Raw genomic sequence first — 24684 nt, 5'->3', positions numbered from 1 at the left:
GCGCAAGCTGGCAATGTAGCCGGCAGGGCGCCGGGACCGAGCCGGCACAGACGGCGATGCGAGGGGGCCGGACGGTGGCGGAACGCAAGGCGCGCGGGGCAAGCGAAGCCCCCGATGTCATCGACTACACCACCGGCTCCGGTGCGCCGGCCGCCACGTCCGCCACGCTGGAGCAGGCACTGGGCGTCCAGGTGCGCACCATCCGCCGCCAGCTCGATCTCACGGTCTCCGATCTTGCGGGCGCCGCCGGCATCTCGGTGGGCATGCTGTCGAAGATCGAGAACGGGCAGATCTCCCCTTCCCTCGGCACGCTGCAGTCCATCGCCAAGGCGCTGAACGTACCCATCACCACCCTGTTCTCCGCCTTCGAGGAGCGGCGCGACTGCTCGTTCGTGCGCGCGCGCCAGGGCGTCATCATCGAGCGGCGGGGCTCGAAGGTCGGCCACCAGTACGAGCTGCTCGGCCACGGCCTCGGCGGCGACATCGTGGTGGAGCCCTATCTCATCTCGCTGGAGGCGGGCGCCGCGCCCTTCACCCAGTTCCGCCATGCGGGGGTGGAGTTCATCTACATGCTCACCGGCGAGGTGCTCTACCGCCACGCCGACCGCTCCTACCATCTGCGGCCGGGCGATGCGCTGATGTTCGATTCGGGCGCCGCGCACGGGCCCGAGGACCTGCTGGTGACGCCGATGACCTACCTCTCCATCATCGTCTACGGGCGCGACGGACGCTGAGGGGCGGCATCGGCCCGCAGCCCTGTTTCTTACAGCGAAACTTTTATTCTTTCACATTGACGCATTCGTCCAACCGGCGTACCAGTGGAAACCGAGGCCGCGTCAGGCGGCGAAGGCGTGCGGCAGGCGCCGCGGCCACGGATCGGAGCCAGTTGAGCGCCATGTGCGGCATCGTCGGACTATTCCTGAAGGACCAGAAGCTGGAAGGCGAGCTGGGGGCCATGCTCGCTTCCATGCTCTGCACCATGACCGGCCGCGGGCCGGACAGCGCGGGCTTCGCGGTCTATGGCGCGGGCGCGCCGGGTCAGGTGAAGCTCTCCTTGCGCGCGGCGAAGGGCTATGACTTTCCCGCGCTGGCGCAGGGCCTGAGCGTGCCGGCGGACGGCGTGCCGGCGCTCTCCATCCGCGGCACCCATGCGGTGATCGAGGTGCCCGCCGCGCGCGAGGCGCAGGTGCGCGCCTTCCTCGCCGCGCGCCATCCGGAAGTGGCCGTGGTGGGCTCCGGCACCCGCATGGAGATCTTCAAGGAGGTGGGCCTGCCCTCCGCGGTGGCCGAGGCGTTCGCGCTTCCCTCCATGCGCGGCACCCACGGCATCGGCCACACCCGCATGGCCACCGAGAGCGCGGTGACCACCGCCGGCGCGCACCCCTTCTCCACCGGCACCGACCAGTGCCTGGTGCACAACGGCTCGCTCTCCAACCACAACGGGCTCAGGCGCTCGCTCGCCTACCAGGGCATGACCTTCGAGACCGAGAACGACAGCGAGGTGGCCGCCGGCTATCTCACCTGGCGCATGAAGCAGGGCGCCTCGCTGGGCGACGCCCTGGAGGCGGGCCTCAAGGACCTCGACGGCTTCTTCACCTTCGTGGTCGGCACCGAAAGCGGCTTCGGAGTGCTGCGCGATCCCATCGCCTGCAAGCCCGCCGTGATGGCCGAGACCGACCAGTATGTCGCCTTCGGCTCGGAATACCGCGCCCTCATCGGCCTGCCCGGCATCGACACGGCGCGGGTGTTCGAGCCCGAGCCCGCCACCGTCTATTTCTGGGAGCGCGCACAGTGAACGCCGTCATGCCCGACACCACGTTCGACCTCGGCACGACGCCGCTGCGCGAGCTGAACGCCGCGCTCCACAAGGCCAGCGCCGAGAGCAACGCCCGCCGCTGGCGGGTGCTGAACCCCAACGGCCGCCACGCGGTGGCGGTGGGCATCCATGCCCCGCTCACGGTCGAGATCGAGGGCAATGTGGGCTATTACTGCGCCGGCATGAACGCCGAGGCGTCCATCATCGTCCACGGCAATGCCGGCCAGGGCGTCGCCGAGAACATGATGAGCGGCTTCGTCCACGTGAAGGGCGATGCCAGCCAGTCGGCCGGCGCCACGGCCCATGGCGGGATGCTGCTGATCGACGGCAACGCCTCCGCCCGCTGCGGCATCTCCATGAAGGGCGTCGACATCGTCGTGAAGGGCTCGGTGGGCCACATGAGCGCGTTCATGGGCCAGTCCGGCGCGCTGATCGTGTTCGGCGATGCCGGCGAGGCGCTGGGCGACAGCCTCTACGAGGCCAAGCTGTTCGTGCGCGGCACCGTGAAGAGCCTCGGCGCCGACTGCATCGCGAAGGAGATGCGGGACGAGCACAAGGCGCTGCTGCACGACAAGCTGACCGCCGCGGGCCTCGCCGGCAGCGTCGATATCTCCGAGTTCAAGCGCTACGGCTCGGCCCGCAATCTCTACAACTTCCACGTGGACAACGTGGATGCCTATTGAGGCCGAGCGCGGCCACCTCGCCGCCGTCCTGCCCGGCCTCGTGCCGGGCATCCACGCCGCGCCGACAGCGCGACGCCCAAGGCCTGCGCCCAGCCGCAAGGCGTGGATGGCCGGGACGAGCCTGGCCATGACCCAGCAGCAAGCCAGACGTCAATCAAGCCTTCCCCGGGTGAGGACCCCATGACCGCCCATTCCAACGTGCCCCGCACCCCGCCGCGCTTCTCGGCGACCTTCGATCCGGCGACTTTGGCGGAGATTCGCCGCGCCGCGGCGACCGGCATCTATGACATCCGCGGCGCCGGCACCAAGCGCAAGCTGCCCCACTTCGACGACCTGCTGTTCCTCGGCGCCTCCATGTCGCGCTACCCCCTGGAGGGCTATCGCGAGAAGTGCTCCACCGAGGTGGTGCTGGGCACCCGCTTCGCCAAGAAGCCGATCCACCTGAAGACTCCGGTGACCATCGCCGGCATGAGCTTCGGCGCGCTCTCGGCGCAGGCGAAGGAGGCGCTCGGGCGCGGCGCCACGCTGGTGGGCACCTCCACCACCACCGGCGACGGCGGCATGACGGCGGAGGAGCGCGCGCAGTCGCAGACGCTCGTCTACCAGTATCTGCCCTCGCGCTACGGCATGAACCCGGTGGACCTCAGGAAGGCGGACGCCATCGAGATCGTCATCGGCCAGGGCGCCAAGCCCGGCGGCGGCGGCATGCTGCTGGGCCAGAAGATCTCCGACCGCGTCGCCAACATGCGCAACCTGCCCAAGGGCATCGACCAGCGCTCGGCCTGCCGCCATCCGGACTGGACCGGGCCGGACGACCTCGAAATCAAGATCGAGGAACTGCGCGAGATCACCGACTGGGAGAAGCCGATCTACGTGAAGGTCGGCGCCTCGCGCCCCTATTACGACGTGGCGCTGGCGGTGAAGTCGGGCGCCGACGTGGTGGTGCTCGACGGCATGCAGGGCGGCACCGCGGCGACGCAGGACGTGTTCATCGAGCAGGTGGGCCTGCCGATCCTCGCCGCCATCCGCCCGGCGGTGAAGGCGCTGCAGGACCTCGGCATGCACCGGAAGGTGCAGCTCATCGTCTCCGGCGGCATCCGCTCCGGCGCCGACATGGCGAAGGCGCTGGCGCTCGGCGCCGACGCGGTCGCCATCGGCACCGCGGCGCTGGTGGCGCTGGGCGACAACGATCCCCAGTGGGAGGAGGAATACCAGAAGCTCGGCACCACCGCCGGCGCCTATGATGACTGGCACGAGGGCCTCGACCCGGCCGGCATCACCACCCAGGACCCGGTGCTCGCCGCGCGGCTCGATCCGGTGAAGGCCGGCCGCCGGCTCGCCAACTTCCTCTCGGTAATGACGCTGGAGGCGCAGACCATCGCCCGCGCCTGCGGCAAGAGCCACCTGCACAATCTGGAGCCGGAGGACCTCGTCTCCCTGACCATCGAGGCCGCCGCCATGGCTGGCGTGCCGCTTGCAGGAACGGGCTGGGTGCCCGGCCAGACCGGCGGCTACTGAGCCGTCTTCCGGGCGCCGATGGGCGCCCGCTTCACTTCCGCGCCCCGGCCCACCGCCGGAGCGCTAAAAAAGCGCAAAGAACATCACTCCCTTCCGAGGACCAGACCCATGATGCGCCAGTTCGAGATCGCGCGCGAGGCGGAGGGGCGCTCCTCCGCCGCCGCCAAGGCGACCACCGACCTTGAGAAGGCCGCGAAGGATCGCGGCATCAAGTATTTCCTCATCTCCTACGTGGACCTGTTCGGCGGCCTTCGGGCCAAGCTCGTTCCGGCCTCCGCCATCGGCGCCATGCAGAAGGAGGGCGCGGGCTTCGCCGGCTTCGCCACCTGGCTCGACATGTCGCCGGCCGATTCCGACATGTTCGCGGTGCCCGATCCTTCGAGCCTCATCCAGCTGCCCTGGAAGCCGGAAGTGGGCTGGCTCGCCGCCGACCTCTTCATGGACGGGGAGCCGGTGGCGCAGGCGCCGCGCGCGGTGCTGAAGAAGCAGCTCGCCGACGCGGCGAAGCTCGGCTACGAGATGAAGACCGGCGTCGAGTGCGAATACTTCCTCGTCTCCGCCGACGGCACCGCGATCTCGGACGCCTCCGACCGCGCCGAGAAGCCCTGCTACGACCAGTCCGCTTTGATGCGCCGCTACGACGTCATCAAGGAGATCTGCGACGCCATGCTGTCGCTCGGCTGGGGCGCCTACCAGAACGACCACGAGGACGCCAACGGCCAGTTCGAGATGAACTGGAACTACGACAACGCGCTATTGACCGCGGACCGGCACGTCTTCTTCAAGTTCATGGTCAAGTCCATCGCCGAGAAGCACGGCCTGCGCGCCACCTTCATGCCGAAGCCGTTCCCGAACCTCACCGGCTCGGGCTGCCATGCCCATGTCTCTCTGTGGGCGAAGGGCAAGAACGCCTTCTCCGACCCCAAGGGCGAACTCGGCGTCTCCAAGCTCGGCTACGCCTTCATCGGCGGGCTGATCCACAATGCCGACGCGCTGTGCGCCCTCACCAACCCGACGGTGAATTCCTACAAGCGCATCAACGCCCCGCGCACGCTCTCCGGCGCCACCTGGTCGCCCAACACCGTGACCTATACCGGCAACAACCGCACCCACATGATCCGCATTCCGGATGCCGGGCGCTTCGAGTTCCGCCTCGCGGACGGCGCGGCCAATCCCTATCTGCTCCAGGCCGGCCTCGCGGCGGCGGGGCTCGACGGCATCGCCAATGCGCGCGATCCCGGCAAGCGGCTCGACATCAACATGTACACCGAGGGCCACAAGGTGAAGGCGGCCAAGAAGCTGCCGCTGAACCTGCTGGACGCCCTGCGCAATCTGGAGAAGTCCAAGGTGCTGGCCGAGCGGCTCGGCGCCCCCTTCGTCGCCGGCTACCTCAAGCTGAAGACCGAGGAATGGAACGCCTATTCGCGCCACCTGACGCAGTGGGAGCGCGACAACACGCTCGACATCTGACCGCCGTCTCCCGGCCGTTTCCGGCAAGAGGTAAGAGCCCCGGCGTTCGTGCCGGGGCTCTTTCTTTTCGGCAGATAAGGAGTGTCAATTTCTTGACGAGTTCTTGGGCAAGGCGCGTCCGAATTCTTTCGGTTTGACAAGGATCAAAGGAATCGTCGCCCGTTTTCTGGGCACCGTCCGCGCGCCGGATGCAGCCGATAGGTGCATTGCCGGCTGCCGGCCCAGCGCCCGGAACCCCGCCGCCCCTGCGCCCACGCGCCCCGGCGCGGCCCCGCCCCGCAGGTCTGCGGGCTTTTCCATTTACGTTCAGTCACTTGAGAACGCCCCTGCGTCAGCATCGATTGTCGCGCAGCGGCATCCGCAGGGGCATCTGCCTCCCTGGCATAAAAGTTGCTCCACAGTGAAAACCTTGGCCCGACCGGAGGGGATCCTGCGGGGGCTCTGGCCAAAGGCGCAACAGCGTTCGGGGACCAGCATGACAGACCAATTGGCAGCCCTGACGACCATCTTCACGGAGTTCTATTACTTCCTGACGGTCGTCCTTATGTTCTTCATCCATGTCGGCTTCTGCATGTACGAGGTGGGTGCGGCGCGCGTGAAGAACGTGCAGCACACGCTGCTCAAGAATACCATGGCGATCCCGCTCGTCGGCCTCGCCTTCTTCCTGTTCGGCATGTGGATCTACATCGCCTTCCAGGGCTGGCCCATCTCCACTTCGGCGCTCAGCTTCACCACCGGCTTCGAGCCGTGGTCCACCAAGATCGCGCCGAACCTGTCGGACCGCATCTCCGGCGTGTTCTGGGCGGCGTTCGCGCTGTTCGGCATGACGGCGGCCTCCATCGTCTCGGGCGCTCTCATCGAGCGCACCAAGACGTCGGGCTTCTTCATCATCGCCATCTATGTGGGCGCCATCGCCTGGGTGATCCCGGCAGCCTGGGGCTGGGCGGGCAACGGCTGGATGTCCCAGTATATGGGCTTCCACGACCAGTATTGCTCCGCCGTGCTGCACTCCGTGGCCGGCTTCGCGACGCTTGGCGTGCTCATCTTCCTCGGCCCGCGCATCGGCAAGTTCGCACCGGACGGGACGCCGCGCGAGATCCCGGCGCACAATCCCTGGCTCATCACCATCGGCCTGTTCATGATCTATGTGGGCTTCTGGGGCTTCTACGCCGCCTGCCACATCCCGATCGTCGACGTGGGCACCCAGGGCGCGCCCTACTTCACCGCCACCAACATCTACGGCGTTCCGATCACCCTGTCGGGCGTCACCATGAACTTCCTGCTCGCCTTGTTCGGCGGCATGGTCACCGCCTACATGATCTCCAACGGCAATGCCTACTGGACCTATTCGGGCGGTCTGACGGGGCTCATCTCGGCCTCCGCCGGCAACGACTTCTACCACCCCATCATCGCGCTGGTGATCGCGGTGGCCGGCACCATCATGGCCTACAAGCTGCACTTCTGGGTGGAGCGGAAGTTCAAGATCGACGATGCCGTCGGCGCGGTCGCGGTGCACGGCTATTGCGGCCTGTTCGGCGGCATCATCGCGGGCTTCGCCTTGTGGGGCTATCCGGCGGTGCTGCCCTCCGCCGGTGCGCTCGTCACCCTCGGCGAGGGCGTGGGCTGGTTCGGCGTGAACGCGGAGGGCCTGCCGGTCATCACCCCGATCGGCAACATCCTCGGCTCGCTGATGTTCGCCATCGGCTTCGGCCTCATCCCCGGCCTCATCCTCGGCAAGCTGCTCGCCATGTTCGGCCTGCTGCGCGTGCCTTCGCACGTGGAGGTCATCGGCCTCGACGGCAAGCACGTGCACACCACCTACCCGCACCACTCGGGCACGGAAGCCGCCTTCGAGAGCATCCAGCGCAAGGAGGCCAAGCTCTGAGCCGTCGGGCTCGCTCCTACCGGCCCGGAGCTGCGGCTCCGGGCGCCTTGCCCGTCATTATCCAGGATCTCAGGAGTTAGACCATGCACACCGGAGTCACATCGCTCGCGAAGCTGTCCGACATGGCGGAGATGTATCCTTTCGCCGGGTACGAGCCATTCTTCTCGGTGATCGCGCTCGTGTTCTTCGTCGCCTTCATCGCCAAGCAGATCTCCATGGACAAGCAGCTCCATGAGGAACTGCTCGACCACAGCTCCGAGGCGGTCCCCACCCCGGCGGAGTAAAGAGATCGGGCGGCGGCGGCGCCTCCCTGTCCCGCCGGCGCGGCCCGAGACGTCGCGCGGCCCTTCACCGGGCCGCGCGATTTCGTGTGCCTGAAGGCCGCTCTCCAAAGGCAGGCTTCGCGGCGGCTGTCCGATCACAGGACGCCGCTTGGGGATGGCGCAGCCCTACGCCGTCCTGCCCGGTTCACGAGCCGGGATTGACGCGGCCCACGGTGAAGATCTGCACCCGCCGGTTCACGGGGTCGGTCGGCTTCTTCGGGTCCAGCAGCACTTCCTCGCCGAGGCCCACCGCTTCGAGGCGCGTCGGGTTGACGTTGAACACCGTGACCAGCGCGCTCACCACCGCGTCCGCGCGGGCCTGGCTGAGCTTGAGGTTCAGCTCGCGCGGGCCGGTGACATCGGTGTTGCCGGTCACGATGAACTTGTAGCCGTGCAGGATCGGGTTGTGCATGGCGTCGGCGATGGCGCCGAGCGTGCCGTAGGACGACGGCTCGATGATCGCCGAGCCGAGGCGGAACTGGATCTGCACGTTGATCTGCGGCAGCCGGTCGAGGTTCAGCGCCAAGGAGGGGCGGGTGAGCTGCTCGCCGGGATTCTGCTCCATGTGGCGGCGGACCATGTCACGCAGCTGCTGGGCGGTGATGCCCGGCGCCTTGTCGGTGAGGCCCTGGAGGCCACTGAGGATCTGCCCGTCGGACAGCGCGGTCTGGGCCAGCGCGGGGCCGGCCGCAAGCGCGAGGGCGGCGATGAGCGCGAGGCGGGGCAAAGGCGACGTCATGGCGTTCGTCCTTGATCTGAGGGAAAGGGGGCGCGCGATCACCGGTAGCCGGCGTCGGTGATGGCCTGGTTGCAGGCAGGGCTGACCACCCGCGTCGCCTGGAGCAGGCAGGAGAGCAGGTTGCCGTCCTGGGGCACCATGCCGGGGCACAGGCGCGCCGTATCGGCGTTGCAGACCTGCGCGATGGAATCCTGCGCCGCATCGCGCTGGGCGATGGAGGCCTTGGCGAGTGCGTAGTCGCGCTTGCACTGGGCGCTCACCTGGCCGATCTTCTGATCCATGCAGGCGTGCAGCGCGCCATTGCCCAGATTGACGTTCGAGCACAGGCGGTTGATGTCCGGACCGCAGCTCTTGGCGAGCAGCGCGCCCGCCTGGGCGTAGCTCATGGTCTGGGCCTGCGCCGCCGAGCCAGCGCCCGCGAGCACCGCCGCGGCCAGCAGAACACGTATGATCTTCATTGTTGTGCGCTCCACCCGAGGGAGAAGGAAGGCCCCTGGACAGCCGCAGGGGAAAGCCATCCTCGCACGGACGGGGCTAGATTGGGATACCGGAGCTGCCCCATGGTGAATGCGTGCAGCTGACCTTGGGTTCAGCCGGCGCGGGTGGCTGCGGGGCGCGCCGCAAGGAGCAGCGGTCCGGCGGCGAGAAGGTCCTCCAGCGACGCCCGGCAGAATTGCGCCACCTCCTTCGGCAGGCGCCCCCACTCCTGGCGCCGCGACACCAAAGTGAGGCTGCGCGCGAAGGCCGGGCCTGGCAGCGGGGCGACGGCGAAGGCGCTGGGATCGAGCCCCGCCTCGTGGATGCACAAAGGCGTCGTCACGGCGAATCCCGCCCCCGCCGCCACCGTGGCGGCCACGCCCAGCGGGGTGTCGAATTCGAGCCGACGCGGCAGATCGAGCTTGAGCCGGCGCAGATGACGCTCCACCTCGATGCCGGTCTTCGAGCGCGCCGAGAACCGCACCAGCGGCAGGCTCGCCGCGAGCTGCGCCACGTCCTCCACCCGGCCCGGCGCCGGCAGGCCGGCGGGCAGCATCAGCACATAGGGCTCGCTGATGAGCGGGTGGCGCTCCAGGCCCTCCGTCTCCTCCAGTTCGTCGACGCCGGCGAGGAAGTCGAGCTGGCGCGTCAGCAGCGCGCTGGCATGGGCGGCGGTGAGGCCGGAGCGGATCGAGACCTCCTCGGCGAGGCCCGCCAGATGCGCCCCGAGCGGCGCCGCGAGCGCGCGGGTGAGCGAATCCACCAGCCCGACGCGCACCAGCGGATAGCGGCTCTTGCCGGTGTCGCGCAGCGCCGGGGCGATCTGGCGCGCTTCCGAGAGCAGCGCGCTCGCCCGCTGGCGCAAAAGGCCGCCGGCCGGGGTCAGGCCGAGCGGACGCACCGAGCGGTCGAACAGCACCGCGCCCATGCGGGCCTCCAGCTCCGCCACCGCCTGCGACACCGCCGGCTGGGTCAGCCCGAGCCGCCGCGCCGCGCCCGCCATGGCGCCCTCCTCGCAGACCGCGAGGAAGATTTCGAGGCTCCTCAGATCGAACGGCAGGGCCTCGCTGCGTGGTGCCATTCCGCGTCCCCCTCGCCCGGCTCCGCCGACCGCGCCGATATATAATCGAAATTTATACTAGCGCATGAAATGCGCCTAGCTATGGTTTCCTGAACGGCCGGACGGGATGCCCCGGAGCCCGGCCCAGCGGGGCTTGCCCCCCTTCGGATCGTGATCCATGTCCGCTTCCTCGTCCGTGAACTGGTCCCCGCATTATTCGGCGTTCGGCCTGCTCGCCAATGCCCTCACCGGCCAGAAGGGGTGGCGCCCGGCCTGGCGCGACGCGGCGCCCAAGCCCGCTTATGACGTGATCGTGGTGGGCGGCGGCGGGCATGGGCTCGCCACGGCCTATTACCTCGCCAAGGAGCACGGCATAACCAACGTGGCGGTGCTGGAGAAGGGCCATATCGGCTCCGGCAATGCCGGCCGCAACACCACCATCATCCGCTCCAACTACCTGCTGCCGGGCAACGAGCCGTTCTACGAATGGTCCATGAAGCTGTGGGAGGGCCTGGAGGCCGACCTCAACTTCAACGCCATGGTGTCCCAGCGCGGCGTGCTGAACCTGTTCCACTCCGACCCGCAGCGCGACGCCTATGCCCGGCGCGCAAACGCCATGCGGCTCGCGGGCGCCGATTCCGAGCTGCTGGACGCCGACGGCGTGCGCGCGCTCGCCCCGTTCCTCGACTTCGCCAATGCGCGCTTCCCCATCAAGGGCGGGCTGCTGCAGAAGCGCGGCGGCACCGCGCGGCACGATGCGGTGGTGTGGGGCTATGCCCGCGCCGCCGACCGGCGCGGCGTCGACATCGTGCAGAATTGCGAGGTCACCGGCTTCCTGCGCGAGAACGGCGCGGTGGTGGGAGTGGAGACCACGCGCGGGCCGGTGCGCGCCGGCAAGGTCGCGCTCGCGGTGGCCGGCTCCACCTCGCGCCTCACGCGCCATCTCGACCTGCGCCTGCCGATCGAGAGCCATGCCTTGCAGGCCTTCGTTTCGGAGGGGCTGAAGCCGCTGGTGCCGGGGGTCATCACCTTCGGCATGGGGCACTTCTACATCAGCCAGTCGGACAAAGGCGGCCTCGTCTTCGGCGGCGACATCGAGGGCTACAACACCTACGCCCAGCGCGGGAACCTGCCGGTGGTGGAGGACGTGTGCGAGGGCGGCATGGCCATCATGCCGCTGATCGGGCGGCTCCGGATGCTGCGCTCCTGGGGCGGGCTGCTGGACATGTCCATGGACGGCTCGCCGATCATCGACGTCGGCCCCCTGCCCGGCCTCTATCTCAACACCGGCTGGAACTACGGAGGCTTCAAGGCGACGCCGGCCTCGGGCTGGTGCTTCGCCCACACGATCGCCAGGGACGCGCCCCACGCGCTCAACGCCGCCTTCCGCCTCGACCGCTTCCGAAGCGGCCACGTGATCGACGAGAAGGGAGTCGGCGCCCAGCCGAACCTGCACTGATGCGCCCCGCCTTTAGCCTCTCCGCGATGCCGTCTTCCCCACAGGCGCCATCCCCCCAACCGCCGTCATCCTCCGGCTTGACCGGAGGATCCACGGACCGCCACCCCGCGCGCCCGGCCGCCGGATGGGCCCTCCGGTCAAGCCGGAGGGCGACGGCAGGGAATGGGAAGCGGGCAACGGAGCGCGGAATGGCAATGGGGCGTGGGACGCTTTCGATGTCCTCCCCATCCCCCCAACCGCCGTCATCCTCCGGCTTGACCGGAGGATCCATGCGCCGCCCCCCCGCGCGCCCGGCCGGCGGATGGGCCCTCCGGTCAAGCCGGAGGGCGACGGCAGGGAATGGGGAGAGGGCGAGGAGGCGGGCGACGGTGCGTGGGATGGAGACGGGGCGCAAAACAGCCCGCCGACGCGGGGAGAGGGCCTGACCATGCGCATTCCCTGCCCCTATTGCGGCGCGCGCGACGCCCACGAATTCGCCTATCTGGGCGACGCTACCGTGACCCGGCCCGACCCGGCCGCGCCGGACGCGCTCGATACGTTCTCCGCTTATGTCTATGAGCGGGCGAACCCGGAAGGCCCGCACGACGAGTTCTGGTATCACGCCGCCGGCTGCCGGCGCTGGCTGAAGGTGACGCGCAACACCCGCACCCACGAGATCCTCGCCGTCGCCTTCGCCCGCGCCGAGGAGACCACGCCATGAGCCGCCTCCTTCACGGCGGGCTGGTGGACCGCAGCCGCACCCTCTCCTTCTCCTTCGATGGCGCGACCTATCGCGGCCATCCCGGCGACACGCTGGCCTCGGCGCTGCTCGCGAACGACGTGCGCCTCGTCGGCCGCTCGTTCAAGTATCACCGCCCGCGCGGCATCGTCTCCGCCGGCTCGGAGGAGCCCAATGCGCTGGTGGAACTGCGCATGGGTGCGCGGCGCGAGCCCAACACCCGCGCCACCACCGTGGAGCTCTATGGCGGCCTCATCGCGGCGAGCCAGAACCGCTGGCCGAGCCTTGCCTTCGACCTGATGAGCGCCAACCAGTGGCTCTCGCCATTCCTGGGCGCCGGCTTCTACTACAAGACCTTCATGTGGCCGTCGGCGCTGTGGGAGAAGCTCTACGAGCCCGTCATCCGCCGCGCCGCCGGCCTCGGCCGCGCCGCCGGGCGTCCGGACCCGGACCATTACGAGAAGGCCAACGCCTTCTGCGACGTGCTGGTGGTGGGCTCCGGCGCGGCCGGCCTCGCGGCGGCGCTCGCCGCGGGCCGCTCCGGCGCGCGGGTGATCCTCGCCGAGGAGGATTTTCGCCTGGGCGGCCGGCTGCTCAGCGAATTCACCAATATCGGCGACGGCCCGGCGCGCGACTTCGCCGCCGCGGCGGAGGCGGAGCTTGCCGGCCTGCCCAACGTGCGCATCATGGCCCGCACCACCGTATTCGGCGCCTATGACGGCTCGACCTATGGCGCGGTGGAGCGGGTGGGCGACCATCTGGCCGTCCCGGCGCCGTTCGCGCCGCGCCAGCGCCTGTGGCGCATCGTGACGCAGCGCTGCGTGCTGGCTGCGGGCGCGTTCGACCGGCCCATCGTGTTTCCGGGCAACGACCGCCCGGGCGTGATGTCGGCGCTGGCGCTCGCCACCTATGCCACCCGCTACGGCGTGAGCGCGGGCCAGACGGCGGCCTTCTTCGTCAACAACGACCACGCCTTCGCCGCCGCACTCGATGCGGCGGACGCGGGCGTGGAGGTGGAGGCCATCGTCGATGTCCGCCCCGACCCGGCGCTGGCGGCGCGGGCCGAAGCGCTCGGCGTCAGGGTGATCCAGGGCGAGGTGGTGGCGACCTCCGGCAAGCGGCTCTCGTCCGTCACCGTGCGCACCGCCAAGGGCAGCGAGACCTTCAAGGTGGAGGCGCTCGGCGTCTCCGGCGGCGCGACGCCCAATCTCAACCTGACAACGCACATGGGCGGACGGCCCACCTATGACGAAGCCCTCTGCGCCTTCGTGCCCGGTGCCCTGCCTCCCGGAATGACGGTGGCGGGCGCGGCGGCCGGCGCCTTCCCGCTCCAGGAGTGCCTCGACACCGGCGCACGCGCCGGCGCGGCGGCGGCGAGCGACCTCGGCTTTGCCGTCCCCAGGCCGGACGTGCCACGCGCGGAAGGCGCGCCCGCCGGCATCAGCGCCTTCTGGCACGTGGAGGCGCCCGGCGGCTTTGCCTTCGTGGACCTCCAGAACGACGTGACGGCGAAGGACGTCGCGCTCGCCCACAAGGAAGGCTATCGCGCGGTGGAGCTGCTGAAACGCTATACCACGCTCGGCATGGCCACCGACCAGGGCAAGACCTCCAACACGGCAGGCCTCGCCATCATGGCCCACCTCACCGGCCGCTCGATCGCCGAGACCGGGGTGACGGTGTTCCGGCCGCCCTACACGCCCGTGGCCATGGGCGCGCTCGCCGGCCACCACCGCGGCAAGGACTTCCGGCCCACCCGGCCGACCCCGACCCATCGCTGGGCGCAGGAGCAGGGCGCGGTGTTCGTCGAGGCCGGCTTCTGGCTCAGGGCGCAGTATTTCCCGCAGCCCGGCGAGAACGACTGGCTCACGAGCGTCAACCGCGAGGTGAAGGCGGTGCGCGAGAGCGTGGGCGTGGTGGATGCCTCCACCTTCGGCAAGATCGACCTGCAGGGTCCGGACGCCGGGCGCTTCCTCGACCGGGTCTATATCAACACCTTCTCGACGCTCGCGGTGGGCAAGGCGCGCTATGGCGTGATGCTGCGCGAGGACGGCATCGTCATGGACGACGGCACCAGCGCCCGCCTCGCCGACGACCATTATGTGATGACCACCACCACGGCCAACGCCGCCAAGGTCTACCAGCACCTGGAATTCTGCCTCCAGGTGCTGTGGCCGGACCTCGACGTGCAACTCGCCTCCATCACCGAGCACTATGCCCAGATCGCCGTCTCCGGCCCGCGCTCGCGCGATGTGCTGGTGAAGGTGGTGGACGGAGCCGACGTGTCGAACGCTGCTCTGCCCTTCATGGGGGTGCTTGAGACCACGGTCGCCGGCGGCATCCCGGCGCGCATCTTCCGCCTCTCCTTCTCCGGAGAGCTGGGCTACGAGATCGCCGTGCCGTCCGGCCGGGGCGAGGCGCTGATCCGCGCCATCATGGAGGCCGGTGCGCCCTACGGCATCACGCCCTACGGCACCGAGACGCTGGGCGTTCTGCGGATCGAGAAGGGCCACGTCTCCGGCAACGAGCTGAATGGCCAGACCTCGGCCCGCGACCTCGGGCTCGGCAAGATGGCCTCCACCAAGAAGGACTATATCGGCCGCGTGCTCGCCGGCCGTCCGGCCTTCCTGGAGGAAGACCGGCCGATCTTCGTCGGCTTCCGGCCCCTGGACCGCACCCAGCGCCTGCGCGCCGGCGCGCATTTCCTCGCGGTGGGCGCCGAGCCGACCACGGCGAACGACGAGGGCTACATGACCTCGGTCGCCTTCTCGCCCACGCTTGGCCATTCCATCGGCCTCGGCTTCCTCAGGAACGGACAGAAGCGCATCGGCGAGACGGTGCGCGCCTATGACCCGGTGCGGGGCGGCGACATCGCGGTCGAAGTGTGCGATCCGGCCTTCGTCGATCCCCAGGGGGAGAAGCAACGTGGCTGACATGCTGGCCGATATCGCGCCCACCGCTTTGCTGCCGGACGGCCATTACGGCGCGCCGAGCGAGGGCGTTCGCGCGCGCCTCCTTCCCGGCGGCTCCGCCGCCAGTCTCGTTGCCCGGCGCGGCGCGGCGGCGGCGCTCGCCGCCCGCTTCGCCGAGGCCGGCCTCGTTCTGCCCGCCGGCCCGAAGGCGGCAGCCGCCGCTGGCGTAACGCTTGTGGGCACCGGCCCCGGCCGCTGGCTCGCCTTCGCGGACGACGTGGGCGTCCTGCCCGGCCGCATCCTCCCCCTGGCCCAGGGCCTTGCGGCGGTCACCGATCAGAGCGACGCCAGCCTCATGTTCGAGGTGTCGGGCCCCAGGGTGCGGCCGGCGCTCGCCAAGGGCGTGATGGTGGACCTCGACCCCTCCGCCTTCGGGGCGGGCGACGCGGCGACCACCACCGTCTCGCACGTGAACCTCACCTTCTGGCAGGTCGCGGACACGCCGGCCGAGGCGCCGGCCTTCGTGTTCGCCGTGCCGCGCTCGTTCGCGCCCGCCTTTCTGCGCTGGCTGGCGGCGAGCGCCGCCGAATTCGGCTTCGCCCTCTCCGGCGCCGGACGAGGTTGACGGCAGCGCGGCGCGCGCGATCGCCCCGTCCCCCTTCCGGCCCCGATCGGCGCCCTGCGCCGGGCCAGCTTATTACGAGACCGACCATGAGCCATCCGGACCTCCAGTTCATCCTCACCCTCGCCTGCCCCAACCGGCCAGGCATCGTCGCCGGCGTCTCCACCTTCCTGTTCCAGCACGGCTGCAACATCCTGGAGGCGCAGCAGTTCGACGACACCGAGAGCGGGCGCTTCTTCATGCGCACGGTGTTCAACGTGGTGGAGGGCGAGGCCGGCCTCGAGGCCCTGCGGGCGGAGTTCGCCACCGTCGCCGAGCCGTTCAAGGCCACCTTCAGCATGCGCTCGAAGGACGAGAAGCGCCGGGTGCTGCTGCTCGCCTCCAAGTCCGACCACTGCCTCGCCGACCTGCTCTATCGCTGGCGCATCGGCGAGATCCCCATGGACCTCGTGGGCATCGTCTCGAACCACCCGCGCGAGACCTATGCGCATTTGGACATCGACGGTATCGCGTTCCACCACCTGCCCGTGACCAAGGCGACGAAGCTGGAACAGGAACGAGACGTATGGGACGTGTTCAAGTCGTCTCGGGCGGAACTGGCCGTCCTCGCGCGCTACATGCAGGTTCTTTCCGACGGCCTGGCGGCGAAGCTGGCGGGCCGGTGCATCAACATCCACCACTCGTTTCTGCCGGGATTCAAAGGCGCTAAGCCCTACCATCAGGCGCATGCGCGCGGCGTGAAGCTGATCGGCGCGACCGCGCACTACGTCACGTCCGACCTGGACGAGGGGCCGATCATCGAGCAGGACGTGGAGAGAATTTCGCACCAGGACCAGCCGGACGATCTGGTCCGCAAGGGGCGCGACATCGAACGCCGCGTCCTGGCACGCGCGCTGTCCTGGCATCTCCAGGATCGGGTGATCCTCAACGGCTCGAAAACAGTGGTGTTCCGCGACTGATCCGCAGGACGCCTGCGTTGAGGCCAAGTCCCCGTCCCGTTTGAGGAAATTATCTTACCTGCGCGCCTGCGCGGGATGGACGCAGGCGGGGAGGAAACCTATCGCGGCGCCGGGCGTTCCCGAAATAAAACCTTTCGGGAGCCCATCATGAATGGACGTTTTACTCTCATCGCCGGAGCAATCGTTCTGGTTGTAGCCATCGTCGCCGCCGGATTGTTTTCCGGCCGCGGCACCCCCGAACCCACCGAGACCGCCCCGGCCGCCCTGCCTGTGCCGACGCCGGGCGGCGAGCCGCCGCCGCCCACCGTTTCGCCTGCCATGCCGCCCGGCCGCACGCTGTCGGACGAGCCGGCGCAGCCGCCGGCGCGGTGACGACCGCGAATTGCATGCACGAAGCCTGTATTGACTAATATTTAGTCATTCTGGTATCCATTTTCGCGATGAGGCCTTGCGCCTCACCCCAGGGCCGATCCCCCGCCGGCCCTCCCCCAGGCCTTCCGCCGCAAGTCTTTGTGTTGCCCCCCCTTGGGGGCCGGCGGGAGGCCTGGACGGGGCTCCGGTCTGCTGGCGCACTTCCTGCTACGGGCTCGGTGGCAGGCCGCGTGAAGGGCCGCCGGGACCGACCTGAAGAGAGCGTCATGCATACCCTTTCCGACCTCCTCGAAGCCCACCGCTCGGGCGCCCGCGCGCTCGCCGACACCGTGGCGGAGGTCTATCGCCGCATCGCCGCGCGCGACGACCCGGCGATCTTCATCACCCTGAGACCGCACGCCGATGTCGCGGCGGAGGCGCAGGCGCTGGCGGCGCGCGGCGCCGCCGGCCTGCCGCTCTACGGCATCCCCATCGCGGTGAAGGACAATATCGACGTCGCCGGCCTTCCTACCACCGCCGCCTGCCCGGCCTTCGCCTATGTGCCGGAGAAGGACGCCACCGCCGTCGCGCGCCTGAAGGCCGCCGGCGCGCTCGTCATCGGCAAGACCAATCTGGACCAGTTCGCCACCGGCCTTGTGGGCGTGCGCTCGCCCTATGGATTCCCGAAGAACCCCTTCAAGGCGGACCTCGTGCCCGGCGGGTCGTCCTCCGGCTCGGCGGTGGCGGTGGCGTCCGGCATCGTGCCGGTGGCGCTTGGCACCGACACGGCGGGCTCCGGCCGCGTGCCGGCCATGCTCAACAACATCGTCGGCGTGAAGCCCTCGCTCGGGCTGGTGCCGAACACCGGGCTCGTGCCCGCCTGCCGCTCGCTCGACTGCATCTCGGTGTTCGCCCTCACGGTGGACGACGCCATGGCCGTGCTTGAGGTGATCGCCGGGGACGATGCCGACGCCTATTCCCGCGCTATGCCACTCGCCCCCCTCGCCGCGCCGCCGCCGGCGCCCGTGCTGGGCGTGCTTCGCCCGGACCAGCGGGAATTCTTCGGCGACCCGGACGCCGCCGCCGCCTACGAAGCGGCGCTGGCCCGCTGGAGGAAGATCGGCGCGAGGCTCGTGGAGATCGATTTCGCGCCCTTCGCCGAGACCGCGCGCCTGCTCTATGAGGGCCCGTGGGTGGCGGAGCGCTGGATCGTCGCGGGCGACCTGATCGAGTACAACCCCGCGGCCGTTCACCCCATCACCCGCGCCATCACCGAACCCGGCGGGACGGCGAGCGCCGCGGATGCGTTCCGCGCCATGTACCGCCTGAAGGCGCTGCGCAAACAGGTCGAGCCGACGCTCGCCGCCATCGATGCCATGGTGCTGCCTACGGCGCCCACCGCCTACACGGTGGACGCGGTGCAGGCGGAGCCGATCCTGCTCAATTCGCGCAATGGCACCTACACCAATTTCGTCAACCTGATGGACCTGTGCGGCACCGCCGTGCCCACCACCGTCGCCGTCTCCGGCGTGCCCTACGGCATCACGCTGCTGGCACCGGCGGGGCGCGACGGCGAGGTGGCCTCCCTCGCCCGCGCCTTCATGGCCGCGGGCGACCTGACGCTCGGCGCCACGGGCGCGCCGCTGGTCGCCCCGCCTTTGCCGGCGCCGAAGGCGGAGCTGGACCGGCTGGAGGTCTGCGTGTTCGGCGCCCATCTCTCCGGCATGGCGCTGAACGCCGATCTCAAGGCCATGGGCGGCCGCTTCGTCGCCGAGGCGGAAACCGCCCCGGCCTACCGCATGAAGCTGCTGCCCGGCGCCCAGCCGAGGCCGGGCCTGGTGCGCGTGGGCGCGGGGGGTGCCGCCATCAGCGGCGAGGTCTGGTCGCTGCCCATGGAGGGGGTGGGCCGTCTGCTCGCCACCATCCCGGCGCCGCTCGGGCTGGGGCAGGTCGAACTGGCCGACGGCCGACGCGTGGCCGGATTCCTGGCCGAGGCGGGCGAGGTGGCGCAGGCGCGCGACATCACGGAATTCGGCGGCTTCCGCACCTTCGTCGAACACCCGCAGGCTGCCGCCGTCTAACGCTCCGGCGCCATCGGCAGAGGACCATGGTTGCGGCGATGCAGATCGCCGGCCTTTAGACAAGCGCATGACGACCGGCAGCAGGAAGGGCAGCAACGCTCCTTCCTGCTGCCGGTGCGGCCGCTCACACCTGGAAGCTGCCGCCCACGGCGGGGGCCTCGATCTTCACCTTGTGGCCCTTCAGGGCCTCGATGAAGCCGGAAGGGTCCTGAACCAGCAGCGGGAAGGTGGCGTAGTGGCACGGCACCACGGTCTCGACGCCAGGCAGGAAGCGCTTCACCGCCAGAGCGGCGGTCTTCGGGCTCATGGTGAACCGGTCGCCGATCGGCACGAACACCACCTTCGGCTCGTGGATCTCGCACAGCAGTGCCATGTCCGAGAAGATGTCCGTGTCGCCCATGTGCCAGACGGTGGGCTCGCCCGGCGCCTTGATGATGAGGCCCGTGGGATTGCCGAGATATTCCGGCGGGTTCGAGCCGCCGCCCGAGGAATGGTCCGCGCGCACCATGGTCACGGTGAACCCGCCCATGTCGACGGTGCCGCCGGTATTCATGAAGGCGGTGGAGCCCACGCCCTGGCCCGCGAGGAAGGCGCAGATCTCGGGGTTCGCCACCACCGGGATCTCGCGCGCCGCGTCCGCCGCCTCTTCGACGATGGCCACCGTGTCACCAATATGGTCGCCATGGCCGTGGGTGAGCAGGATGTGGGTGCAGCCGCGCGCGGCCTCCTCGCGCGTGCCCTTGAACACCGGATTGCCGGTGAAGAAGGGATCGATGAGCACCGCCTTGCCCGAGAAGTCCAGACGGAAGGCGGCGTGGCCGAGCCAGGTGATCTTCATGGAATTCAAACCCCGTTGAGCCGGAGAAAGGGAGGGGAAGGCGGCCGGAGTATCGAAGAAGCCGCCCGCCGGCGCAATGCGCGATGGGCCGCTGGTAGCCCCAGGACGGCAAGGCCTCAGGCGCGAATGAAGGTCTTTCCCGCTGCGGCGCGCCGCGCCGCGCGCCAGAGCCCGAACTGCCGCCGCAGCGGCGAGAGGCCGGCCATCTCCCGGAACGGATCGCGCACCTTTGCAAGAGCGGCCAGGTCGCCCGCCACTAGGGCCAGCGGCAGGAACGGCGGGGCGATGGCCGCGCGGTCGGCGACCTTTGCGAACGCCGCGCCGGCGGCGGAAAGGTGCCTCAGCGCCTCGCCTCTCAGGTCGGCGAGCGCAGCCAGAAGCGCGGGCGTCACCGTGCCGCTAACCGCCGCCTCCCGGCCGATGCCGTGGCGCGCGAGCAGATCCAGCGGCAGGAAGCACTGGCCGCGCGCGGCATGGATGGGAAAGGAGCGCATCAGCCCGGTGAGCGCCAGAGCGACGCCGCCATGGCCGGAGGCATCGCCCGTCTGCGCGGCGGCAGCGGGCGCGAGCACCAGGGTCGAAAGCTGGAGCAATGCCGAGGCGGTTTCGCCGGCATAGCCCTCCAGGTCGCCCAGCGTCGGCATGGGATCGTCATAGAGGTCGAAGATGCGCGCATCGGCGAGCGCGGCGAGGCTGGCGCGGGGCAGCGCGAAGCGCGTGATGGTGTCGAGCAGTGCGGCGGCGACCGGATGCCCCTCCACGTCGCCCCTGCCCTCGCCCTCGATCACCTCGCGCCACCAGGCGAGCCGCACCTCGCCGGGCAGCGCCTCGCGCGCCACATCGCGCACCCGCGCCACGTCCACGTTGAAGGCGGCGAGCGCGAACAGATGCCGGCGGGCCGCCTCGGGCGCGAACAAAGCCGCGAGGAACCGGTCGCGGTCCTGCGCGCGCACGAGGTCGGCGCAATGAGCGTAGGCGGCGTCGAGCGCCATGGCGCTCAGAGCGCGACCAGGGCGGCGCCCACCGGGCGGCCCTCGGCCAGCAGCACGTTGTAGGTGGAAGCGGCAGCCGGCGTCGGCATCAGCTCGAACCTGAGGCCCGCCTGCCGCAGCAGCGCCTTCAGCGGCTCCTTCAGGTGCGCCGGATCGCGCCCGGTGCCGAGGAACAGAAGCTCGAACGCCCCGGCCTCGGCGAGGACAGGCGCGAGCGCGTGCGCGTCCACATCGCGGAAGGCGGAAACGCCCCAGGGGCGCACGCCCGAGGGCAGCGCCAGGATCGAGCCGGCATGGGACATGCCGGCGAAGTGGAAGAAATTGTCCCGGTAGCCGTCGATGGACACCTGCCGGGGCAGGAAGGGCGCGCCGTCGGGCTCGTCCTGCCGGCCGGCCACGCTCACGCCTTCCCGGGGCTGTCGGGCGATTCTGGAGACTTTGGGGCCTCCTTGGGGGCCTCGGGCGCCTCTCCCGCGTCGGGCGCCTTCGGCGCGTCGGTCGCCGGAACGGCACCGGGCGGCACCACGACGGTCACAGGCCCGGCCGGCACAGCCGGAGCGGGCGCCTTGGCCGCGGTCTTCGCCGCCGGGGATTTGGCCGCCGCGGCTTTGCCCGCCGTGCCGGCCTTGCCCTTCGGGGTGCCCTTGGCGGTGCTCTTGCCCTTCGCGGCCGGCTTGGGCGCCGCCGCGGCCGCCGGCACCGGCTTGGCGGCTTCCGCCGCCTCCTCGGCTTCGAGCAGCTCGGCATTCTCCTCCACGTCCAGCACGTCCTCCGGCTTCGGCTTCTCCACCGTGCCGACGGTGGAGGCGCGCAGGCCCAGATGGATGAGGATCGGGGCGGCGACGAAGATGGTGGAATAGGTGCCGATGACGACGCCCACGGTCATGGCGAGCGAGAAGCCGCGCAGCACCTCGCCGCCAAAGAAATAGAGCGCGAGCGTCGCAAGGAAGGTGGTGGTGGAGACGATGATGGTGCGCGAGAAGGTGGCGTTCACTGCCGTGTCCAGCAGCTCCGGCAGCGGCATCTTCTTGTAGCGCCGCAGCATCTCGCGGATGCGGTCGTACACCACCACCGTGTCGTTGAGCGAATAGCCCATGATGGTGAGGATGGCCGCGATGGAGGTCAGGTCGAAGTCGATCCCGAACGCCGAATAGATCATCAGCGTGACGAAGATGTCGTGCATCGTCGTCACGATGGCGCCCACCGCGAACTGCCACTCGAAGCGGAACCACAGATAGGCCAGCACCGCGAAGGCGCCGAGCACCATGGCGAGGATGGACTGGCGCACCAGTTCCTCGGAGACCGAGGGGCCGACCGTCTCGACGCGGCGCACGGAATAGTCGGCGCCGATCGCCTCGCGCACCTTGGCCACCATGGCCTGCTGCGCCTCGTCGGAACCTGTGGCGCCGACCCGGATCAGCACGTCGCGCGGCGAGCCGAACTCCTGGATCTGCACCTCGCCGACGTCGATGTCGGTCAGATGCTCGCGCAGGGCGCCGATGTCGGCGCGTTCCTGCGCGGACTGCACCTCGATCAGCGTGCCGCCCCGGAAGTCGATGCCGAGGTTGAAGCCGACGGTCGCGAACAGGATCACCGCCACCAGGGACATCACCGCCGAGAGCGGGAACGTCCAGTGGCGCAGGCGCATGAAGTTGATCTTGGTCTGCGCCGGAATGTAGTCGATCAAGGGCATGTTCGGCGCCTTCAGATGGGCAGCTTCGCCGGCCGCCGCCACTTCACCCAGTAGGCGATCATGAGCCGCGTCAGGGTATAGGCGGTGAACACGGTGGTCAGAAGGCCGAGGATGTAGGTGACCGCGAAGCCGCGCACCGGACCGGACCCGCCCATCAGGAACAGGATGACGGCCGTGGCGAGCGAGGTGATGTTGGCGTCGAGGATGGTGCCGAGCGCGTTCACGAAGCCCTTGTCGATGGCCGAGATGGCGGAGCGCCCTTCGCGTGCCTCGTCGCGGATGCGCTCGAAGATCACGACGTTGGAATCCACCGCCATGCCGATGGTGAGGATGACGCCGGCGATGCCCGGCAGCGTCAGCGTCGCCCCGAGGATCGACTGGAGCGAGAACATCAGCGTGATGTGGACCACCAGCGCGATGAGCGCGAACACGCCGAACAGGCCGTAGACCGCCACCATGAACACGGCGACGAGACCCGAGGCCACATAGGCCGCGACCTTGCCGCTCTCGATGGAATCGGCGCCAAGGCTCGGGCCGACGGTGCGCTCCTCCACCACCTTGAGCGGCGCCGGCAGCGCGCCGGCGCGCAAAAGGATCGCGAGGTCGTTCGCCTGCTGCACGGTGAAGCCGCCGGAGATCTGGCCCGAGCCGCCGAGGATCGGCTCGCGGATCACCGGGGCGGAGATCACGTGGTTGTCGAGAACAATGGCGAAGGGCCGGCCCACCGCCTCCTGCGACACCGCGGCGAAGCGCCGCGCGCCATTGGAATTGAAGCGGAAGGAGACGATCGGCTCGCGCGACTGCTGGTCGAAGCCCGGCTGGGCGTCCACCAGGTCCTCGCCGGAGACGCGCACCTGCTTCTCGACCAGATAGGGCTCGCCGTTCGGGCCCTGGAGCACCTCCGAATCCACCGGCGGGCGGCCTTCCAGCGCCTGCTGCGGCGACATGGACATGTCGACCATGCGGAACGAGAGCTTGGCGGTCTGGCCCAGGAGCGACTTCAGGCGCTGCGGGTCCTGCAGGCCCGGCACCTGGACCAGGATGCGGTCGGCGCCCTGGCGCTGGATGTTGGGCTCCACCGTGCCGAGCTGGTCGATACGGCGGCGGATGATCTCGATCGACTGGTCCACCGCCGAGCGGATGCGGGCGTTGAGGCCGGTCTGGGTCAGCGTCACGCTCACCGCGCCGTCGGCGCCGGAGGCGACGGTGAGGTCCATCTCGCCGGTGGAATTGCCGAACAGGCTGTCGGTCACGGGCGCGGCGAGCTTGCGCAGCTCGGTCACGGCCTTCTGCGTATCGGCGGGATCGCGCACCCGCACACTCACCGTGGTGTCGCGCACGGCGAGGTTGGAATAGCCGATCTTGGCGTCGCGCAGCACGCGCCGCACCTCGTCGCGCACCTGCTCGGCACGCTCCTTGATGAGCGCCGGCCCGTCCACTTCGAGCAGGATGTGCGAGCCGCCCTGCAGATCGAGGCCGAGCGTGATGTGGCTGGAGGCCAGCCACGACGGCAGATGGTCGAGCACGCGCTGCGGCAGCACGTTCGGCAGGGCAAACAGGATGCCCAGCCCCGTGATGACGAGAATGGCGATGATCTTGAATCGGGAGAAGTGCAGCATCGGGCGCGCAGTCTTATGAAAGGTTCACTCGTCGCCGGATCACACGTTCGGGGGCGGAATGACCTCGTCCTTGGCTGGCTCGCCCTTGGCGCGCACCGAGGAGATGTGGGCGCGCAGCTGGCGCACCTTCACATTGTCGGCAACCTGGAGCTCGACCTCGTTCTCGTCGATCACCCGGCTCACCTTGCCGATGAGGCCGCCGGCCGTCACCACCACGTCGCCGCGGCGCAGGGCGTTCACCATCTCCTGGTGCGCCTTGGCGCGCTTCTGCTGCGGGCGCAGGATGAGGAAGTACATCACCACGAAGATCAGCAGGAACGGGGCAAGCTGGATGAGCATGTCGGCACCGCCGCCGGCGGCCGGAGCGCCCTGGGCGAAAGCGGGCGAGATGAACATGAGCGTCCTCGTTCTGGTTCGTGGAATCCGAATTGCCGCGCCCCAAGGCGGGGTGCGGCGAAGCGGCCGGACTATA

23 protein-coding genes are annotated in these 24684 nt (G+C 69.6%); 14 read left to right on the top strand and 9 right to left on the bottom strand.

The features are described 5' to 3' along the window. The first annotated feature begins 56 nt into the window (after window positions 1-56). The 7 genes from D9R14_RS04895 to D9R14_RS04865 all read left to right on the top strand — a co-directional run bounded on the left by D9R14_RS04895 (window position 57) and on the right by D9R14_RS04865 (window position 7656). Window positions 57-734, top strand: a complete 678-nt coding sequence (locus D9R14_RS04895) for a helix-turn-helix domain-containing protein (RefSeq protein WP_121622199.1) — start codon at window positions 57-59, stop codon at window positions 732-734. A gap of 161 nt (window positions 735-895) precedes the next feature. Then, the gene (locus D9R14_RS04890; RefSeq protein WP_121622198.1) at window positions 896-1795 is read left to right on the top strand and encodes a class II glutamine amidotransferase; all 900 of its coding nucleotides are present in this window, start codon (window positions 896-898) and stop codon (window positions 1793-1795) included. A gap of 8 nt (window positions 1796-1803) precedes the next feature. Next, the gene (locus D9R14_RS04885) at window positions 1804-2499 is read left to right on the top strand and encodes a protein glxC (RefSeq protein WP_121622414.1); all 696 of its coding nucleotides are present in this window, start codon (window positions 1804-1806) and stop codon (window positions 2497-2499) included. A gap of 180 nt (window positions 2500-2679) precedes the next feature. Then, window positions 2680-4017 (top strand): FMN-binding glutamate synthase family protein, encoded by a 1338-nt coding sequence (locus D9R14_RS04880; protein ID WP_121622197.1) that lies wholly within the window; start codon window positions 2680-2682, stop codon window positions 4015-4017. Between the two features lie 111 nt (window positions 4018-4128). Continuing rightward, entirely contained in the window at window positions 4129-5487 is a 1359-nt protein-coding gene (gene glnT / locus D9R14_RS04875) for a type III glutamate--ammonia ligase (RefSeq protein ID WP_121622413.1), read from the top strand. 475 nt (window positions 5488-5962) lie between these two features. Beyond that, entirely contained in the window at window positions 5963-7372 is a 1410-nt protein-coding gene (locus D9R14_RS04870; protein ID WP_121622196.1) for an ammonium transporter, read from the top strand. 83 nt (window positions 7373-7455) lie between these two features. Next, window positions 7456-7656, top strand: coding sequence for a hypothetical protein (locus D9R14_RS04865; protein ID WP_121622195.1), 201 nt, complete (start codon window positions 7456-7458; stop codon window positions 7654-7656). 184 nt (window positions 7657-7840) lie between these two features. On the opposite strand, the gene D9R14_RS04860 is transcribed toward D9R14_RS04865, so the two are convergent. The 3 genes from D9R14_RS04860 to D9R14_RS04850 all read right to left on the bottom strand — a co-directional run bounded on the left by D9R14_RS04860 (window position 7841) and on the right by D9R14_RS04850 (window position 9992). Beyond that, entirely contained in the window at window positions 7841-8434 is a 594-nt protein-coding gene (locus D9R14_RS04860) for an OmpA family protein (protein WP_121622194.1), read from the bottom strand. A 38-nt stretch (window positions 8435-8472) separates the two neighbouring features. Next, window positions 8473-8892, bottom strand: coding sequence for a hypothetical protein (locus D9R14_RS04855; RefSeq protein WP_121622193.1), 420 nt, complete (start codon window positions 8890-8892; stop codon window positions 8473-8475). A 131-nt stretch (window positions 8893-9023) separates the two neighbouring features. Continuing rightward, window positions 9024-9992, bottom strand: a complete 969-nt coding sequence (locus tag D9R14_RS04850) for a LysR family transcriptional regulator (protein WP_121622192.1) — start codon at window positions 9990-9992, stop codon at window positions 9024-9026. Window positions 9993-10149: 157 nt separating this feature from the next. Here D9R14_RS04850 and D9R14_RS04845 point away from each other — a divergent pair, with 157 nt between their 5' ends. The 7 genes from D9R14_RS04845 to atzF all read left to right on the top strand — a co-directional run bounded on the left by D9R14_RS04845 (window position 10150) and on the right by atzF (window position 19070). Next, window positions 10150-11430, top strand: coding sequence for a sarcosine oxidase subunit beta family protein (locus D9R14_RS04845; protein ID WP_121622191.1), 1281 nt, complete (start codon window positions 10150-10152; stop codon window positions 11428-11430). A gap of 427 nt (window positions 11431-11857) precedes the next feature. Further along, entirely contained in the window at window positions 11858-12130 is a 273-nt protein-coding gene (locus D9R14_RS04840; protein ID WP_121622190.1) for a sarcosine oxidase subunit delta, read from the top strand. Continuing rightward, window positions 12127-15078: a sarcosine oxidase subunit alpha family protein gene (locus tag D9R14_RS04835; protein WP_121622189.1), complete on the top strand. Its 2952-nt coding sequence runs from the start codon at window positions 12127-12129 to the stop codon at window positions 15076-15078. The genes D9R14_RS04840 and D9R14_RS04835 overlap by 4 nt, the downstream gene beginning before the upstream one ends. A 1-nt stretch (window position 15079) precedes the next feature. Continuing rightward, window positions 15080-15682, top strand: a complete 603-nt coding sequence (locus tag D9R14_RS04830; protein WP_245420584.1) for a sarcosine oxidase subunit gamma — start codon at window positions 15080-15082, stop codon at window positions 15680-15682. 86 nt (window positions 15683-15768) lie between these two features. Beyond that, window positions 15769-16638 (top strand): formyltetrahydrofolate deformylase, encoded by an 870-nt coding sequence (gene purU / locus D9R14_RS04825; protein ID WP_121622187.1) that lies wholly within the window; start codon window positions 15769-15771, stop codon window positions 16636-16638. A 147-nt stretch (window positions 16639-16785) separates the two neighbouring features. Next, window positions 16786-17010: a hypothetical protein gene (locus D9R14_RS22815; RefSeq protein WP_147452947.1), complete on the top strand. Its 225-nt coding sequence runs from the start codon at window positions 16786-16788 to the stop codon at window positions 17008-17010. Between the two features lie 266 nt (window positions 17011-17276). Beyond that, window positions 17277-19070 carry an allophanate hydrolase gene (gene atzF / locus D9R14_RS04820; RefSeq protein ID WP_121622186.1) on the top strand — a complete coding sequence of 598 codons (1794 nt, stop codon included), beginning with the start codon at window positions 17277-17279 and terminating at the stop codon, window positions 19068-19070. A 124-nt stretch (window positions 19071-19194) separates the two neighbouring features. On the opposite strand, the gene D9R14_RS04815 is transcribed toward atzF, so the two are convergent. The 6 genes from D9R14_RS04815 to yajC all read right to left on the bottom strand — a co-directional run bounded on the left by D9R14_RS04815 (window position 19195) and on the right by yajC (window position 24608). Continuing rightward, window positions 19195-19908, bottom strand: coding sequence for a metal-dependent hydrolase (locus tag D9R14_RS04815; protein ID WP_121622412.1), 714 nt, complete (start codon window positions 19906-19908; stop codon window positions 19195-19197). A 116-nt stretch (window positions 19909-20024) separates the two neighbouring features. Further along, a complete protein-coding gene (locus tag D9R14_RS04810) occupies window positions 20025-20900 on the bottom strand; it encodes a phytoene/squalene synthase family protein (protein ID WP_121622185.1) in 876 nt (291 codons plus the stop codon). A gap of 5 nt (window positions 20901-20905) precedes the next feature. Next, window positions 20906-21304 carry an Mth938-like domain-containing protein gene (locus tag D9R14_RS04805; protein ID WP_245420558.1) on the bottom strand — a complete coding sequence of 133 codons (399 nt, stop codon included), beginning with the start codon at window positions 21302-21304 and terminating at the stop codon, window positions 20906-20908. Beyond that, on the bottom strand, window positions 21301-22593 hold the full coding sequence (secF, locus tag D9R14_RS23485) for a protein translocase subunit SecF (RefSeq protein ID WP_210210813.1): 1293 nt from the start codon (window positions 22591-22593) through the stop codon (window positions 21301-21303). Before secF ends, D9R14_RS04805 begins: the two co-directional genes overlap by 4 nt. Before the next feature lie 11 nt (window positions 22594-22604). Beyond that, window positions 22605-24212, bottom strand: a complete 1608-nt coding sequence (gene secD / locus D9R14_RS04795; protein ID WP_121622184.1) for a protein translocase subunit SecD — start codon at window positions 24210-24212, stop codon at window positions 22605-22607. 39 nt (window positions 24213-24251) lie between these two features. Next, a complete protein-coding gene (gene yajC, locus D9R14_RS04790) occupies window positions 24252-24608 on the bottom strand; it encodes a preprotein translocase subunit YajC (protein WP_121622183.1) in 357 nt (118 codons plus the stop codon). Window positions 24609-24684: the final 76 nt, after the last annotated feature.

This window comes from Xanthobacter tagetidis (assembly GCF_003667445.1).
Lineage (GTDB): Bacteria > Pseudomonadota > Alphaproteobacteria > Rhizobiales > Xanthobacteraceae > Xanthobacter > Xanthobacter tagetidis.
Note: the sequence above shows the minus strand (reverse complement) of the source record. Positions and strands in the feature narration are given on the sequence as shown.